General features: G+C 62.4%; 15 protein-coding genes. 9 read left to right on the top strand and 6 right to left on the bottom strand.

Annotated elements, in window-relative coordinates:
* Positions 1-24: 24 nt before the first annotated feature.
* Complete coding sequence (speB, locus tag LB541_RS19465; protein WP_140521821.1) at positions 25-1032, bottom strand: agmatinase; 1008 nt, start codon at positions 1030-1032, stop codon at positions 25-27.
* A 123-nt stretch (positions 1033-1155) separates the two neighbouring features.
* Between speB and LB541_RS19470 the strand changes: the two genes are divergently transcribed.
* From LB541_RS19470 to LB541_RS19480, 3 genes are all read left to right on the top strand, one after another.
* Positions 1156-2364: an acyltransferase family protein gene (locus LB541_RS19470; protein ID WP_140493964.1), complete on the top strand. Its 1209-nt coding sequence runs from the start codon at positions 1156-1158 to the stop codon at positions 2362-2364.
* Between the two features lie 96 nt (positions 2365-2460).
* Positions 2461-3519 (top strand): glycerophosphodiester phosphodiesterase family protein, encoded by a 1059-nt coding sequence (locus LB541_RS19475; protein ID WP_224619366.1) that lies wholly within the window; start codon positions 2461-2463, stop codon positions 3517-3519.
* An 81-nt stretch (positions 3520-3600) separates the two neighbouring features.
* Entirely contained in the window at positions 3601-4989 is a 1389-nt protein-coding gene (locus tag LB541_RS19480) for an MFS transporter (protein ID WP_224619368.1), read from the top strand.
* 60 nt (positions 4990-5049) lie between these two features.
* Here the strand turns inward: LB541_RS19480 and rpsI are convergent, their stop codons facing one another.
* From rpsI to LB541_RS19500, 4 genes are all read right to left on the bottom strand, one after another.
* On the bottom strand, positions 5050-5532 hold the full coding sequence (gene rpsI / locus LB541_RS19485) for a 30S ribosomal protein S9 (RefSeq protein ID WP_140493960.1): 483 nt from the start codon (positions 5530-5532) through the stop codon (positions 5050-5052).
* A 1-nt stretch (position 5533) separates the two neighbouring features.
* Positions 5534-5998: a 50S ribosomal protein L13 gene (gene rplM, locus LB541_RS19490; RefSeq protein WP_010915638.1), complete on the bottom strand. Its 465-nt coding sequence runs from the start codon at positions 5996-5998 to the stop codon at positions 5534-5536.
* 273 nt (positions 5999-6271) lie between these two features.
* Positions 6272-6919 (bottom strand): LysE family translocator, encoded by a 648-nt coding sequence (locus tag LB541_RS19495; protein WP_140670020.1) that lies wholly within the window; start codon positions 6917-6919, stop codon positions 6272-6274.
* Between the two features lie 62 nt (positions 6920-6981).
* Positions 6982-7428, bottom strand: a complete 447-nt coding sequence (locus tag LB541_RS19500; RefSeq protein WP_140670019.1) for a PaaI family thioesterase — start codon at positions 7426-7428, stop codon at positions 6982-6984.
* A 152-nt stretch (positions 7429-7580) separates the two neighbouring features.
* On the opposite strand from LB541_RS19500, the gene LB541_RS19505 reads away from it, so the two are divergent.
* From LB541_RS19505 to LB541_RS19530, 6 genes are all read left to right on the top strand, one after another.
* The gene (locus LB541_RS19505; RefSeq protein WP_140670017.1) at positions 7581-8402 is read left to right on the top strand and encodes an enoyl-CoA hydratase; all 822 of its coding nucleotides are present in this window, start codon (positions 7581-7583) and stop codon (positions 8400-8402) included.
* A gap of 11 nt (positions 8403-8413) precedes the next feature.
* The gene (locus LB541_RS19510; protein ID WP_140521831.1) at positions 8414-8836 is read left to right on the top strand and encodes a VOC family protein; all 423 of its coding nucleotides are present in this window, start codon (positions 8414-8416) and stop codon (positions 8834-8836) included.
* Complete coding sequence (locus LB541_RS19515; RefSeq protein WP_140521833.1) at positions 8836-9618, top strand: AAA family ATPase; 783 nt, start codon at positions 8836-8838, stop codon at positions 9616-9618. The genes LB541_RS19510 and LB541_RS19515 overlap by 1 nt, the downstream gene beginning before the upstream one ends.
* Positions 9615-10136 (top strand): CoA-binding protein, encoded by a 522-nt coding sequence (locus tag LB541_RS19520; protein ID WP_140493949.1) that lies wholly within the window; start codon positions 9615-9617, stop codon positions 10134-10136. The genes LB541_RS19515 and LB541_RS19520 overlap by 4 nt, the downstream gene beginning before the upstream one ends.
* Positions 10137-10294: 158 nt before the next feature.
* Complete coding sequence (locus tag LB541_RS19525; protein ID WP_140493947.1) at positions 10295-11575, top strand: O-acetylhomoserine aminocarboxypropyltransferase; 1281 nt, start codon at positions 10295-10297, stop codon at positions 11573-11575.
* Positions 11576-11662: 87 nt separating this feature from the next.
* Positions 11663-12010, top strand: a complete 348-nt coding sequence (locus tag LB541_RS19530; protein ID WP_263488154.1) for a cupin domain-containing protein — start codon at positions 11663-11665, stop codon at positions 12008-12010.
* Between the two features lie 42 nt (positions 12011-12052).
* Here LB541_RS19530 and LB541_RS19535 read toward each other — a convergent pair whose 3' ends face one another.
* A complete protein-coding gene (locus LB541_RS19535; RefSeq protein ID WP_140583434.1) occupies positions 12053-13303 on the bottom strand; it encodes a cytochrome P450 in 1251 nt (416 codons plus the stop codon).
* Between the last annotated feature and the right edge of the window lie 4 nt (positions 13304-13307).

Consider the following 13307-nt stretch of genomic DNA (forward strand, 5'->3'; position numbering starts at 1 on the left):
GATCAAATTCCCTGATATCGAAAACTATATGCCGTTGCCTTGATTCACCGCGGCGCCGTTGTGGCTGCCGTTGTTCAGCTCTTCGAGCCGTGCTTTCCGCTCGGCCAGCAGGCCAAGATACTGCATGGCGATCATCGAGCCGGCAATCGCCGTTATATCGGCGTGATCGTAGGCCGGCGCAACCTCCACGACATCGGCCCCGACAATATCGATCTGATTGAGCTGGCGCAGCGTCGACAGGATCTTTGCAGAGGACGGCCCGCCGGCGACCGGCGTGCCAGTGCCGGGTGCATAGGCAGGATCAAGGCAGTCGATATCAAAGGTGAGATAGGTCTTCTTGCCGCCCGTCCTGTCGACGATGGCGTAGGCGATGTCGGATGCACGCATCTCCTCGATCTCGTGACCGTAGAGGATCTTGATGCCGAACGTGTCGGGCGCGTGGGTGCGGATGCCGATCTGGATCGAGCGGTCGGGATCGATAATGCCTTCCTTGACCGCGCGGCCGACGAAGGATCCGTGGTCGATGCGTTTGCCGTCATCCTCCCAGGTATCCTGGTGCGCATCGAACTGCACCAGAGCGAGCGGGCCATGGATTGCGGCATGTGCCTTGAGCAGGGGCCAGGTGACGAAATGGTCGCCGCCCAGCGACAGCAGGAAAGCACCTGTCTTCAGGATCTTGGTCGCCTCGCGTTCGATCGTCCCCGGCGTCTTCTGGTGGTTGCCGGTATCAAGCAGACAATCGCCATAGTCGACCACCGCGAGGTGCTCGAACAGATCGCGCGAAAAGGGATATTGCGGATCGTTGTCGAGGATTGCCGAGGCGCGGCGGATCGCCTGCGGCCCGAAACGCGCGCCGGGCCGATTGGTGACGGCGGCATCGAAAGGGATGCCCCAAACCACAGCGTCCGCGCCTTTCACATCCTTCGTGTATCTGCGTCGCATGAACGACAGCGCGCCGGCATAGGTCGGCTCCAGCGAAGCGCCCGTCTTTGAGCGGGCTGTGAAGGCATGGTCGATGTTCTTGTTCGCCATTACGGATCCTTGGTTTTCATCGGGGTGCAACAACTACAGAACCGGCACGCAACATGCCAGTCACAGCTTGGGGAAACGAAACGGCGCGGGCGCGGTGCCGCCGCGAGACAGGATTGTATCATCATGACGCAGACCGCGTTTCTTGATTCTCCCCATGGCGCGGCGTCGATCCAGTCCGGCACGGTGGCGGGTGAGCGGTTCCTGGTTCTCGATTCGTGGCGCGGCATCTGCGCCCTGCTGGTGGCGCTGTTCCACTTCCCGACCGCTTCGACGATCTCGCAAAGCGCCTTTGTCGGTTCGTCCTATCTGTTTGTCGACTTCTTCTTCGTTCTCTCCGGTTTCGTCATCGCCAGCTCCTATGGCTGGCGGCTGAACCAGCCGCGGGAGGTCGCACGCTTTGCGCTGGTGCGCTTCGGCCGCATCTATCCGCTGCACTTTCTCATGCTCGCCGCTTTTGCCGGATTCGAGCTGCTGCGGCTGATGCTGCCTCAGGTGCATGGCGCCGGTGCCGCTCCCTTCACCGGCGGCTTCAGCCTCGAGAGCCTGCTTAGCAATCTGCTGCTGCTCCAGGGGGTCGGCTTCGATGACCAATTGACTTGGAATGCGCCAAGCTGGAGCATTTCGGCGGAGTTCTTCGCCTACCTGTTGTTCGCGGGAGTGGTCTTCACCGCCGGGGCACGCGCCTGGGTGTGGTTCGTCGCCGCCGCCATCACCGCGCCTCTGTTTCTGCTTGGCTTCTCGACCCACCATATGGATGTGTCCTTCGATTTCGGCTTCATACGCTGCCTGTACGGCTTCTCGCTCGGCGCCTTGCTTGCCTCGTTCCAGCATGATTCCATTGCAGGCGCGCGACAGGCGCTTGCCCGGACCGGCCCGTTGCTGAGCTGGACCCTTGCCGAAATCGTCATGGCGGCTGTCATTGTGCTTTTCGTCGCACTGGCGGGCGACAATGATGCCGGGATCGCAGCACCGCTGGTGTTTGCACTGGCATTGTTTCTCTTTGCTCATGAGGGGGGCTGGATCAGTGTCTTTCTGAGAACCCCACTCATTCTGACGCTCGGCGCGCTGTCCTACTCGATCTACATGGTCCACATCTTCGTCCAGGCGCGCATGATCAATGTCGCCGGCCTGGTCGAGCGCAAGCTCGGCCTCGGTCTTGTCGGCGACATCGTCTTGCGCGGAGAGCCGGCGACCGGCTTCGGCGCCGGCTGGGCGGGGGACGTTGCGATCCTCGTCATGCTCCTTGCCACGATAGGTGTCTCCTGGATTACCTGGCGTTTCGTCGAGATGCCTGCGATGGCCTGGTTCCGCCGACTGTCGAAACGCATCTGAGGCGACATATCGCTGGCAACCGCTAGCCGGCTTCGTTCACCTAGACGTCACGGGCATCGCCTATTCCCGGTTCGATCCGGAATGGAGCGATTCTCGATGCGGACCTTCTGGCCGAGCCTTCTGTTTTCCGTCACGCTGGCGGCTTCCGCCAGCCAGTCAATGGCGGGCGAAACCCGTGCGAGGCAGATCCTCGACCGCTTCGAACATGCCAATCAGTGGCGCGACCACGTCATGGTGGTCGCGCATCGCGCCGGCAGCATGCAGGCCGGCAAGACGCTCTATGCGGAAAATTCGCTCGCCGCCGTCGAAGGCTCGATCGCGATCGGCGCCGAGATCGTCGAGGTCGACATCCGGCGCTCGAAGGACGGCGAGTTTGTAGTCATGCATGACAGCTGGCTTGATCGCACCACGACCTGCAAGGGTGAGGTGGTTAAGTACACGCTGGCCGAACTGAAGAGTTGCCGGCTGGTGATCGAAGGCACGGGCGCCGTAACCGACGAGACAGTCTCGACGCTGCGCGAGATGCTGCTGGCGACCCGGGACCAGATCCTCATCAATCTCGACAACAAGCTCGAGGTTGGGGACCTGTCGGGTATGGTCGCGGTGGCGCGAGATCTCGGCATGGCCGACCAGGTCATCGTCAAGGAAAACCTGTGGAACCAGACCAGGATCGCTACGGTGAAGGCTGCCATGGAAGCGGTCGGCGGCGGCTTCCAGTTCATGCCGATCATCGCCGACGACGCAGTGCATGACGCCGGTTTCGCCGCGACGGTCGACCATGCTTTTGCGCCGCGCGCGATCGAGCTGATCAACTGGCGCGCCGACGCGGAGACGTTGACCGAGACTGGCGGGCCGCTGTTCAGCACGCGCATGCGCGCGGCCGCGGTGAGGGGCGACTGGCACATCTGGGCCGACACCTACGCCATCGTCAACAAGCCGGGCGGCTTCCTTGCCGGCGGCCGGGGCGATGAACTGGCGGTTCAGGCCAGCCTGCCGCGTGAAGCCTGGGGCTTCTGGGCCGATCGCGGCGCCACCATCATCCAGACCGATGAGCCAAAGGCGGCGATAGGCTGGCTGGCGGCAAATGGGTTTCGCGTGCCTTATGCGGAGACGGGCGAACGCGTCGAACCTGCCGCGACCGCCAGCATCAATTGATTTGCCGCGGCTGAAGTTCCGGCCTTGTTGTCGCAGGCCGGCGCCTGCTGACGCAACGGTGTCAGGGGAAACCCGTTATCCATGGGCATGCCCGATACCATCGTTCTCAAGCGCCCTGCCGCCTATGCCGCCACCGTTGCTGCGACCAGCCTCGGCTTCGTCGTCGTGCAGCTTGATGTCTCCATCGTCAACATCGCGCTGAACAGGATCGGTACTGGGCTGTCGATGGGGGTCGGCGGCCTGCAATGGGTCGTCGACGCCTACACGCTTGCCTTCGCCTCGCTGCTGCTCGCCGGCGGCGCCCTCGGCGACAGGGTCGGCGCTCGCCGCGTTTTCGTTGGCGGCATGGCGCTGTTCAGCATTGCTTCGCTGGCTTGCGGCCTGGCTCAGAGTGCCTGGTTGCTGATTGCGGCGCGCGCTGCACAAGGCGCGGGTGCCGCCTTGCTGATGCCGTGTTCGCTGGCACTCCTCAATCGCGCCTACGCGTCCGACAAGGCGCGCCGGGCACGCGCCGTTGGGCTGTGGACGGCGGCGGGCGGCATCGCGCTGTCGGCAGGGCCGGTGCTCGGCGGCTTCATGGTCGCGTCGCTTGGCTGGGCCAGCATCTTTCTGGTCAACCTGCCCATTGGCGCTCTCGCCATCTGGATGGCTTATCGGTTTCTGCAGGAAACGCCGCTCAAGGCCGAGCGGCCGCCGATCGACTGGGTGGGGCAGGGACTTGTCGTGCTGGCGCTGTTTTCGCTGACCGGCGCCTTTATCGAAACCGGTTCATCGGGCTGGACCTCGATGCCGGTCATCGGCGGACTGGTATTGGCGGCGGTGGCCGCAAGCCTGTTCCTGCTGGTCGAGAGCCGGACGAGGGCGCCGATGTTTCCGCTCGGTCTCTTTGCCAGCCGCGTGCCGGCTGTGACGAGCCTTGTCGGACTGGCCGTCAACCTGACGCTCTATGGCACGATCTTCATGCTCAGCCTGTATTTCCAGCAGGAAAGGCATTTTTCTCCCGAGATGACAGGGCTCGCCTTCCTGCCGTTCATGGCGGCGGTCACCCTGTCGAACATTGCCGCCGGGCGCATTGCCGCAAACCATGGCCCACGATTGCCCATGGCGGTTGGCCTGTTCGTCGGAGCAGCCGGTTTCGGACTGATGGCGCTGATCCAGGCCGAAACATCCTACCTGTCGCTGCTGTGGCGCCTGCTGTTCCTGCCGGTCGGCATCGGCCTTGCCGTACCGGCCATGACCACCGCGCTCTTGTCTTCCGTTCCGGCGGAGATGTCGGGAACGGCATCGGGCGTACTCAACACCGTGCGCCAGTCGGGTGGCGCGATCGGGGTGGCGCTGTTCGGGTCCGCCTTGGCGCTGGGCACGATCGATGGCATGCAACTGGCATTCCTGGCCTCGGCGCTCGCGGTGGCCGGCTCGGCACTTTGCGCGTTCCTGTTCATCCGCGACGCCGACCATTCCGCTCAATAGTGATGCGCAACGCAAAAAGGCCGCCCGGAGGCGGCCTTTCGATTGTGAAGCTGCCTGCGCCTAGCGCTTCGAGAACTGGAACGAACGACGGGCCTTCGCCTTGCCGTACTTCTTGCGCTCGACGACGCGGCTGTCGCGGGTCAGGAAGCCGCCCTTTTTGAGCACGGCACGCAGCGCCGGCTCATAATAGGTCAGCGCCTTGGAGATGCCGTGACGCACAGCGCCGGCCTGGCCCGAAAGGCCGCCGCCGATGACGGTGGCGACGATGTCGTACTGGCCCGAGCGGTTGGCGGCGATGATCGGCTGGTTGAGGATCATCTGCAGGACCGGACGCGCGAAATAGGTCGCGAATTCCTTGTCGTTGACGACGATCTTGCCCGAACCTGGCTTCACCCAAACACGCGCGATGGCGTTCTTGCGCTTGCCGGTGGCATAGGCGCGGCCCGACTTGTCGAGCTTCTGGACATGGACGGGTGCCGCGGCCTGCGTATTGGTGTTGCCGGTAGCGGCGCCCAGTTCTGCGAGCGAGGAAAGCTCAGCCATCTTATGCGACCTTCTTGTTCTTGGAATTCAGCTTGGCCACGTCGAGCACTTCTGGCTGCTGGGCGACATGCGGATGCTCGGCACCTGCATAGACGCGCAGGTTCTTCATCTGGCGACGGCCGAGCGGGCCACGCGGCACCATGCGCTCGACGGCCTTCTCGACGACACGCTCGGGGAAACGGCCTTCAAGCAGTTGGCGCGCGGTGCGCTCCTTGATGCCGCCGGGGTGCCCGGTGTGCCAGTAATAGACCTTGTCGGTGAACTTCTTGCCGGTGAACACCACCTTGTCGGCATTGATGACGATGACATTGTCGCCGTCGTCGACATGCGGGGTGAAGGTCGGCTTGTGCTTGCCGCGAAGATGATTGGCGATAACGGTGGCGAGACGGCCGACGACGAGACCTTCGGCGTCGATCAGGATCCACTTTTTCACCACATCCGCAGGCTTCTGCGAAAAGGTTGTCATGTTTTCTGCTTTCGGTTCGGACCTTCCCCAATCCACAAACGATAAGGAAGGCGTTTCTTGTTGCTTGGATTGGCGAAAAGCGCTTGCCCGCCGCCAATAACAAAACGGCGGCCTTTGCGGGCCGCTGCTTCGTGAGGGCTTATAGGGGAGAGAGTAGCCCTCGTCAAGCATCATTGGGAGTCAACGAAAACGAAAAGCCGTTAAATTTCAAGCGTTAAACGATGTGGTATTATTTTACAACACGGCCTACCGCCAAAACGGCTGGTATTTCGCTCACCGCCGGCCACTCGTCACTGCAAGCAGGAGTCTGATGCCAACGCCGACCATAATGGCTCCGGCCAGCCTTCCCTGCCACACGACGAAGCTGCTTCGGCGCGACAGCCAGCCGCCGACCGCGCCGGAGGTCAGCGCGACAGCGCCGAGGACAAACATTCCCATCATCTTCATAGTCGTGCCGAGAATGACGAACTGCAACGCCGCTGGACCGGCCCAAGGGTGAACGAATTGCGGCAGCACCGCTAACATGAAGGCAAGCGTCGTCGGATTGGTGAGATTGCAGATCATGCCCTGCCGGAAAGCGGCTGTAGTGCCACCGGTGTTGGCAAAGGCAAAGGTACGACTTTCATCCTGCCGGCGCGCCAACAGGAATTTGACCCCGATGGCGATCAGATAGATGGCGCCGACGATTTGGAGAAAGCTGTAAAGAGGCGGCGAGGATGTGATCAGCGTGGCAAGTCCCATCGCAAGTAATGGAATTTGCACGACGCCGGCCGATACGCAGCCCGTCGCGGCCGCCAGCGCGTGGCGCCAGCCCTGTCCGACGCCGCGACTGATCACAAGCATCATATCGGGCCCGACGCCGGAAAGCTGGTAGGCAAGCACGGCGCCGAGAAAGGCAAGGTATGTGCTCAGATCGGGCATGCCGCAAAACGGACGTGTCGATCGGGAGTTCCGGCCAGGATGCCGGATCGGCCTTCTCCGTGTCAGCGTTTCGGCGGGATCGAATAGGTTCCAGTGGCGTGCGCCACTGTCTGCCCGTCCGGGCCAGCGACGATGTCGATGTCGAAGACCATCAGGTTCTTTCCGAGCTTCAGGATGCGGCAATGGCCATCGATCGGTCCTGCCTCGGCCTTGCGGACGAAATTGATGTTGAGATTGGTGGTGACCGAGAGCGCATCCGGCCCGGCATGGCTGAGCACGCAAACATACCCGCCAATGTCGGCCAGCGTGAACAAGGCAGGGCCGGACACCGTACCGCCGGGACGCAAATGCCGTTCGCCGGCATTGAGCCGCACGGTGCAGCCGCCGGGGAACACGTCGGTTGCCTCAAAGGCCGCGCCCTTTTCGTTGAGCTGCGGAAACACGGTTTCCATCAGCGCATTGACCTGGGCTGCTGTCAGCACCGGCTCGAGCTTGGTCTGGGCGGGCATCTCGGTCCTCATTCTGCGCCAAGCCTGTATGGGCGAAGCGGCGCGTTTCTGGCAACACCTTCATCCTACTGGCGCAAGCGATACGGTGTTGATGAAACCCCAGCCGATATTAGATACGCTGCCAGCGGAATGGAATCGCGGAGACCTTAGCCATGGCCGAAATCCTTGCCATCAAGCCTGTCGCAGTTGAAGGGCCGGTTGCGGCTAGCCGCGACGAGGGCGTGCTGCGCCTGACGCTTGCCAATCCCCCCGCGAACGCGCTTTCCCTGGCGGTGATGGCGGCGCTGACGGAGGAACTGGACCGTGCCAGGGCCGACAAGGCCGTTCGCGTCATAGTGCTGTCGGCGGCCGGAAAGGTATTCTGCGCCGGCCACGATCTGAAGGAGATGACAGCGCGCCGCGCCGACACCGATCGCGGCAAGGCCTTCTTCGAAGAGACGTTTGCCGCCTGCGCCACGCTGATGCAGGCGATCGTGCGCCACCCCAAGCCGGTGATCGCCGAGGTCGATGGCCTGGCCACCGCCGCCGGCCTGCAGCTTGTCGCCAGTTGTGACCTCGCCATCGCCTCGCATGAGGCGACGTTCTGCACGCCGGGCGTCAATATCGGCCTGTTCTGCTCGACGCCGATGGTGGCGCTGTCTCGCAACGTCTCGCGCAAGCACGCCATGGAAATGCTCCTGACCGGCGAAACCATCGATGCCGCGACCGCCAAGGAGTTCGGCCTGGTCAACCGCATAGTGCCGCGCGAGTACCTGAATCAGATTGTCAACAAATACGCGCAAACCATTGCTTCAAAATCGCCTTCGGTGCTGAAGACCGGCAAGGAAGCGTTTTATGCGCAGGCCGAGATGGGGCTGGCGGATGCCTATGCCTATACCGGCCGGGTCATGGTCGAGAACATGCTGGCGCGTGACGCCCAGGAGGGCATCGGCGCCTTCATCGGCAAACGCAAGCCGGAATGGATCGACGAATAGGGACGAAAGTCATGGAGCCGCGCATCTCCATCATCACCATCGCCACCGACGATCTCGATCGTGCGGTGCGCTTCTACGAGACGATGGGCCTGAAGCGTCATGCCGGCATCACCGATGGCGTCGCCTTCTTCCAGATGGGTGGTGTTATACTCGGCCTGTTCCCGCGCGTCAGCGCCGAGGAGGATTCCGGCATCACCTTCGCCAAGGCGCCTTCCGCCGTCTATCTCGCCTACAACACCCGCTCCGATGCCGAAGTCGACGCGGTGCTAGCGATGGCTGAAGAGGCCGGCGGCCGCATCGTCAAGCCGGCAGGCCGTGCCTTCTGGGGCGGCTGGTACGGCTATTTCGCCGATGCCGACGGACATGTCTGGGAAGTGGCGCACAACCCGGCCTTTCCGATCGCGGAAGACGGTACGATCTCGCTGCCCGATTGATGGCTCACCGCAGGCAGTTGACGCGGCTCAAGGCGCCCTATCTCAAGCGCATTCTGCTCGATTCCGAGCGGGTGACCGATTGGGAAAAATACCCGTGGAACCTGCCGCTGTTTCGCGGTCACGCCTTCGAACTCGAATTCACCACACCAATTACCATCATCGTCGGTGAGAACGGCACCGGCAAATCGACATTGCTCGAGGCGATCGGCGCGCTCGCCGGTTACGACGAAGCCGGAGGCGGCAAGGGCTACCGGCCTGTCGACCATTCCGGCGCCATCGACAGGAGTGGTGCCGCGCTGGCAGATACCTTCCGTGGCCATTGGTTGCCAAAAGTCACCGCCGGCTGGTTCTTTCGCGCCGAATCCTTCTACTCGGTGGCTCGCTATCTTGACCAGGTGGCCCTGGAAGATCCGTTCAAGCCACCTCCGCCCGACTTTCTGTCCTGGTCGCATGGCGAAGGGTTCATCCGCTTCTTCGAGGAACGTTGCCGCAGGCAAGGCATCTACATCCTCGACGAGCCCGAAAGTGCGCTGTCTCCATCGCGCCAGATCGAACTTCTCAAGATGCTGCGGCGCATGGATCGGTCGGGCACTGCGCAAGTGATCATGGCGACGCATTCGCCGCTGCTGATGGCCTGTCCAGGCGCGCGGCTGTTCCGCATCAGCCGGTTCGGGCTAGATTCGACCGATTTTCGTGATACGGACCACTTCCGCATGATGCGCGATTTCAGCAGTGATCCTGATGGCTTTCTCGCCGAGGCGTTGTATGAGGACGAGCCATGAATCACGATAGCTATGACAACGCCTACATCGCCGGCATCCTCAATTCGGTGAAGACCATCGCCATGGTCGGCGCGTCCGCCAACGACGTTCGTCCAAGCTATTTCGTGTTGAAATACCTGCTGGCCAAGGGGTTTGAGGTGTTCCCCATCAATCCGGGCCATGCTGGCAAGGAGATACTCGGCCGTACGGTCTATGGCAGCCTTGCCGAGATTGCCCAGCCCATCGACATGGTCGACATCTTTCGCGCCTCGGCGGCGGTGGCCGGCGTTGTCGACCAGGTACTGAAGCTCGATCCCCTGCCGAAAGTGATCTGGATGCAACTCGGCGTGCGCCACGACGAAGCCGCCGCGCGCGCCGAAGCCGCCGGCATCAAGGTGGTGATGAACCGCTGCCCCAAGATCGAATACGGCAAGCTGTCCGGCGAGATCGGCTGGACCGGGGTCAATTCCGGTGTGCTGTCGTCGAAGAAGCCGCTGATGCGGTCGGGGTTCCAGAGTTTCGGCGTGCGGCAAAAATAGACAAGGGGAAGGCGCAAAATTATTCCGGCAGGAGCCGTATTTTCCTGCTATTTGGTCGAAGATGACACGCCGAAGGGTATTTTCTTCTTTGCATTCGTGGTCGAGCTTGGCCAAGAATGGCCGGCGAATTTCAGAAGTTTTGTTCGAGGGAGGTTTCAGTGACCCGCACGCCCGGTTTCAACACGCTCGCCGTCCATGCCGGCGCCAAACCCGATCCGGCCACCGGCGCACGCGCCACGCCGATCTACCAGACGACCTCCTTTGTTTTCGACGACGCCGATCATGCCGCCTCGCTGTTCGGGCTAAAGGCCTTCGGCAACATCTACACCCGCATCATGAACCCGACGCAGGCGGTGCTCGAAGAACGCATAGCGGCGCTCGAGGGCGGCACGGCCGCCCTGGCGGTCGCGTCCGGCCACGCCGCCCAGGTAATCGTGTTCCACAATCTGTTGCAGCCGGGCGACAATTTCGTCGCCGCCAACAAGCTCTATGGCGGTTCGATCAACCAGTTCGGCCATGCCTTCAAGAACTTTGGCTGGGAGGTGCGCTGGGCCGAAGCGAACGATCCGTCAACCTTCGAGAGCCAGATCGATGACAAGACCAAGGCGATCTTCATCGAGAGTCTGGCCAATCCCGGCGGCACCTTCGTCGACATAGAGAAGATCGGCGACATCGCGCGCAAGCATGGCCTGCCGCTGATCGTCGACAACACCCTGGCCTCGCCCTACCTGATCCGGCCGATCGAGCACGGCGCCGACATTGTAGTCCATTCGCTGACCAAGTTCATTGGCGGTCACGGCAACTCGATCGGCGGCGCCATCGTTGATGGCGGCACGTTCGACTGGTCGAAATCAGGGAAGTACCCGATGCTGTCGGAACCGCGCCCCGAATATGGCGGCCTGGTGCTGCACGAAACCTTCGGCAATTTCGCCTTCGCCATCGCCGCGCGCGTGCTTGGCCTGCGCGATCTTGGCCCGGCGATCTCGCCGTTCAACGCCTTTCTCATTCTGACAGGCCTCGAAACCTTGCCGCTGCGCATGCAGCGCCATTGCGACAATGCGATCACCGTCGCGGGCTGGCTGTCCAACCATCCCAAGGTGGCCTGGGTCAACTATCCCGGCCTTCCCAGCGACAAGAACAACGCCCTGCAAAAGAAATACTCGCCGCAAGGCGCCGGCGCGGTCTTCACCTTCGGCCTCAAGGGCGGTTACGAGGCCGGCGTCAAATTCGTCGAAGCGTTGGAGTTGTTCTCGCACTTGGCCAATGTCGGCGACACCAAGTCGTTGGTCATCCATCCGGCGTCGACCACGCACCGACAGCTGTCCGACGAGCAGAAGGTCAAGGCGGGTGCGGGACCGGACACGGTGCGGCTGTCCATCGGCATCGAGGACGTCACCGACATCGTCGCCGACCTCGAACAGGCACTCGCCAAAGTTTGATCTATTCTCTCCCTCGTTGGAGGGTCGGCGCAAAGCGCCGGGGTAGGGCGAGCCGGCCCGAGGCCGGTTCTTTCATGGAGGCAAATCCTGTCCGCGCATTACCTGACGATATCGACGGACTCTGTCGACGCCGAAGAAGGCGCGCCGGCGCCCGATCGCCTGATCTCGGGCGATCCGAAATTCCGCACCTGGAACGTCGAGGAGCGCGAAGGCGGTCTTTATGCCGGTATCTGGGAATCGACTCCGGGCAAGTGGCGCATCGTCTACGACGAATGGGAATTCTGTCACATCCTTTCCGGCGTTTCGGTGATCGAAGAGGAGGGTGGCGAAGCGCGCACCGTCAGGGCCGGCGACAGCTTCGTGCTGCGGCCTGGCTTTAAGGGAAGCTGGGAAGTGCTTGAAACCACCCGCAAGGAGTATGTGATCAGGCTGTGATCACTTTGCTGCGCGCAACTCACAGCTCAGGCCTGCGCTCCTTCAGAAGCCGACGGTGAGCGCTTCCAGCCCGTGGAAGTGATACGTGTCGCGGAAGCTTGGGCTTTCGGCAAGACGAAGCTTTGGGTGCCGCTCGAACAATGTTTTCAGCGACACCTGCAATTCGAGCCTGGCCAGGGGCGCGCCGATGCAGAAATGGATGCCGGCGCCGAACGACACGTTCTTCTGGTCGGCACGATCCGGCCGGAAGGCTCGCGGCTCGGCAAAGGCATGAGGGTCATGGTTGGCCATGCCAAGCAGCAGGCCGATCGTCTGGCCGGGCTGCACGACGATCCCGGGAGCGATTTCGATCTCCTGGTAGGCGTAGCGGGTGAACATGTGCAGCGGCGCGTCGAAACGCAGGCATTCCTCGACAGCGGCCGCCGTTGCCTCGGCTGAGGTGAAGAAACGGCGCGGGTCGCCGCCTTGCGCCAAGATCGAGCGCACCGCATTGCCGGTCTGGTGCACGGTCGCTTCGTGGCCGGCATTGAGCAGCAGGATCGCCGAGGACACCATTTCGTCTTCCGACAATTTTTGGCCGCCCTCCTGCGCCGAGATCAGCAGCGACAGCAGGTCGTCGCCGGGATTTTTGCGCCGTTCGGCGATGGTGCCGCGCAGGAAATCGGCGAAATCCTGAGTCGCGCGATTGGCCGTCTCCTCGATCTCGCGAGTGCGGCCATGCACGTACATGGCGACCATTCGATGTGACCAGTCGAGCAGTTGCGGTCCCATTTCGACCGGCACGCCGAGCATCTCGGCAATGATGGTGATGGGCAGGGGAGAAGCGAAGGCGGGCAGCAGGTCGACTTGCTTGCCCGGCTCGAAACGATCGATCAGTTCGTTGGCGAGTGCCTCCACGCGCGGCCGCAGCCGCTCGACCTGGCGCGACACGAAGGCGCGGTTGACCAGTGTTCGAAGCCGCGTGTGTACCGGCGGCTCCAGTTCCAGCATGGAATTGGCTTCGATGCCGTCGAATGCCTTGAGATGTGTTCTATCCCGGCCGATGCCACGACTGTCGGGAATGCCCGCCGGGTTCTGGCGGCCGAAGCGGCGGTCGCGCAACAGCTTGTTGACGTCGTCGAAGCCGCCAAAGCACCAGAATCCGAATTCTTCCCAGAAAAAGACGTTCGATGCATCGTGCAGGAACGTGTAGGCCTCGTACGGATCCTGGAAGAAAGCCCACTCGTGCGGGTCAAGCCTCAGGCGACGGGTCGCTGGATCAAAGGCTAGGTAGGATGGCGTCGATTTGGTCATGCCA

Source organism: Mesorhizobium sp. BR1-1-15 (assembly GCF_020165475.1).
In the GTDB taxonomy this organism is placed as follows: Bacteria; Pseudomonadota; Alphaproteobacteria; order Rhizobiales; family Rhizobiaceae; genus Mesorhizobium.

Coding starts and splice junctions, on each gene's coding strand:
- LB541_RS19480 (WP_224619368.1), top strand. CDS start 3,601: ATGGGCATGCCCGATACCATCGTTCTCAAGCGCCCTGCCGCCTATGCC.
- LB541_RS19495 (WP_140670020.1), bottom strand. CDS start 6,919: ATGCCCGATCTGAGCACATACCTTGCCTTTCTCGGCGCCGTGCTTGCC.
- rplM (WP_010915638.1), bottom strand. CDS start 5,998: ATGACAACCTTTTCGCAGAAGCCTGCGGATGTGGTGAAAAAGTGGATC.
- LB541_RS19535 (WP_140583434.1), bottom strand. CDS start 13,303: ATGACCAAATCGACGCCATCCTACCTAGCCTTTGATCCAGCGACCCGT.
- rpsI (WP_140493960.1), bottom strand. CDS start 5,532: ATGGCTGAGCTTTCCTCGCTCGCAGAACTGGGCGCCGCTACCGGCAAC.
- LB541_RS19510 (WP_140521831.1), top strand. CDS start 8,414: ATGGAGCCGCGCATCTCCATCATCACCATCGCCACCGACGATCTCGAT.
- LB541_RS19515 (WP_140521833.1), top strand. CDS start 8,836: ATGGCTCACCGCAGGCAGTTGACGCGGCTCAAGGCGCCCTATCTCAAG.
- LB541_RS19505 (WP_140670017.1), top strand. CDS start 7,581: ATGGCCGAAATCCTTGCCATCAAGCCTGTCGCAGTTGAAGGGCCGGTT.
- LB541_RS19520 (WP_140493949.1), top strand. CDS start 9,615: ATGAATCACGATAGCTATGACAACGCCTACATCGCCGGCATCCTCAAT.
- LB541_RS19475 (WP_224619366.1), top strand. CDS start 2,461: ATGCGGACCTTCTGGCCGAGCCTTCTGTTTTCCGTCACGCTGGCGGCT.
- LB541_RS19500 (WP_140670019.1), bottom strand. CDS start 7,428: ATGCCCGCCCAGACCAAGCTCGAGCCGGTGCTGACAGCAGCCCAGGTC.
- LB541_RS19470 (WP_140493964.1), top strand. CDS start 1,156: ATGACGCAGACCGCGTTTCTTGATTCTCCCCATGGCGCGGCGTCGATC.
- speB (WP_140521821.1), bottom strand. CDS start 1,032: ATGGCGAACAAGAACATCGACCATGCCTTCACAGCCCGCTCAAAGACG.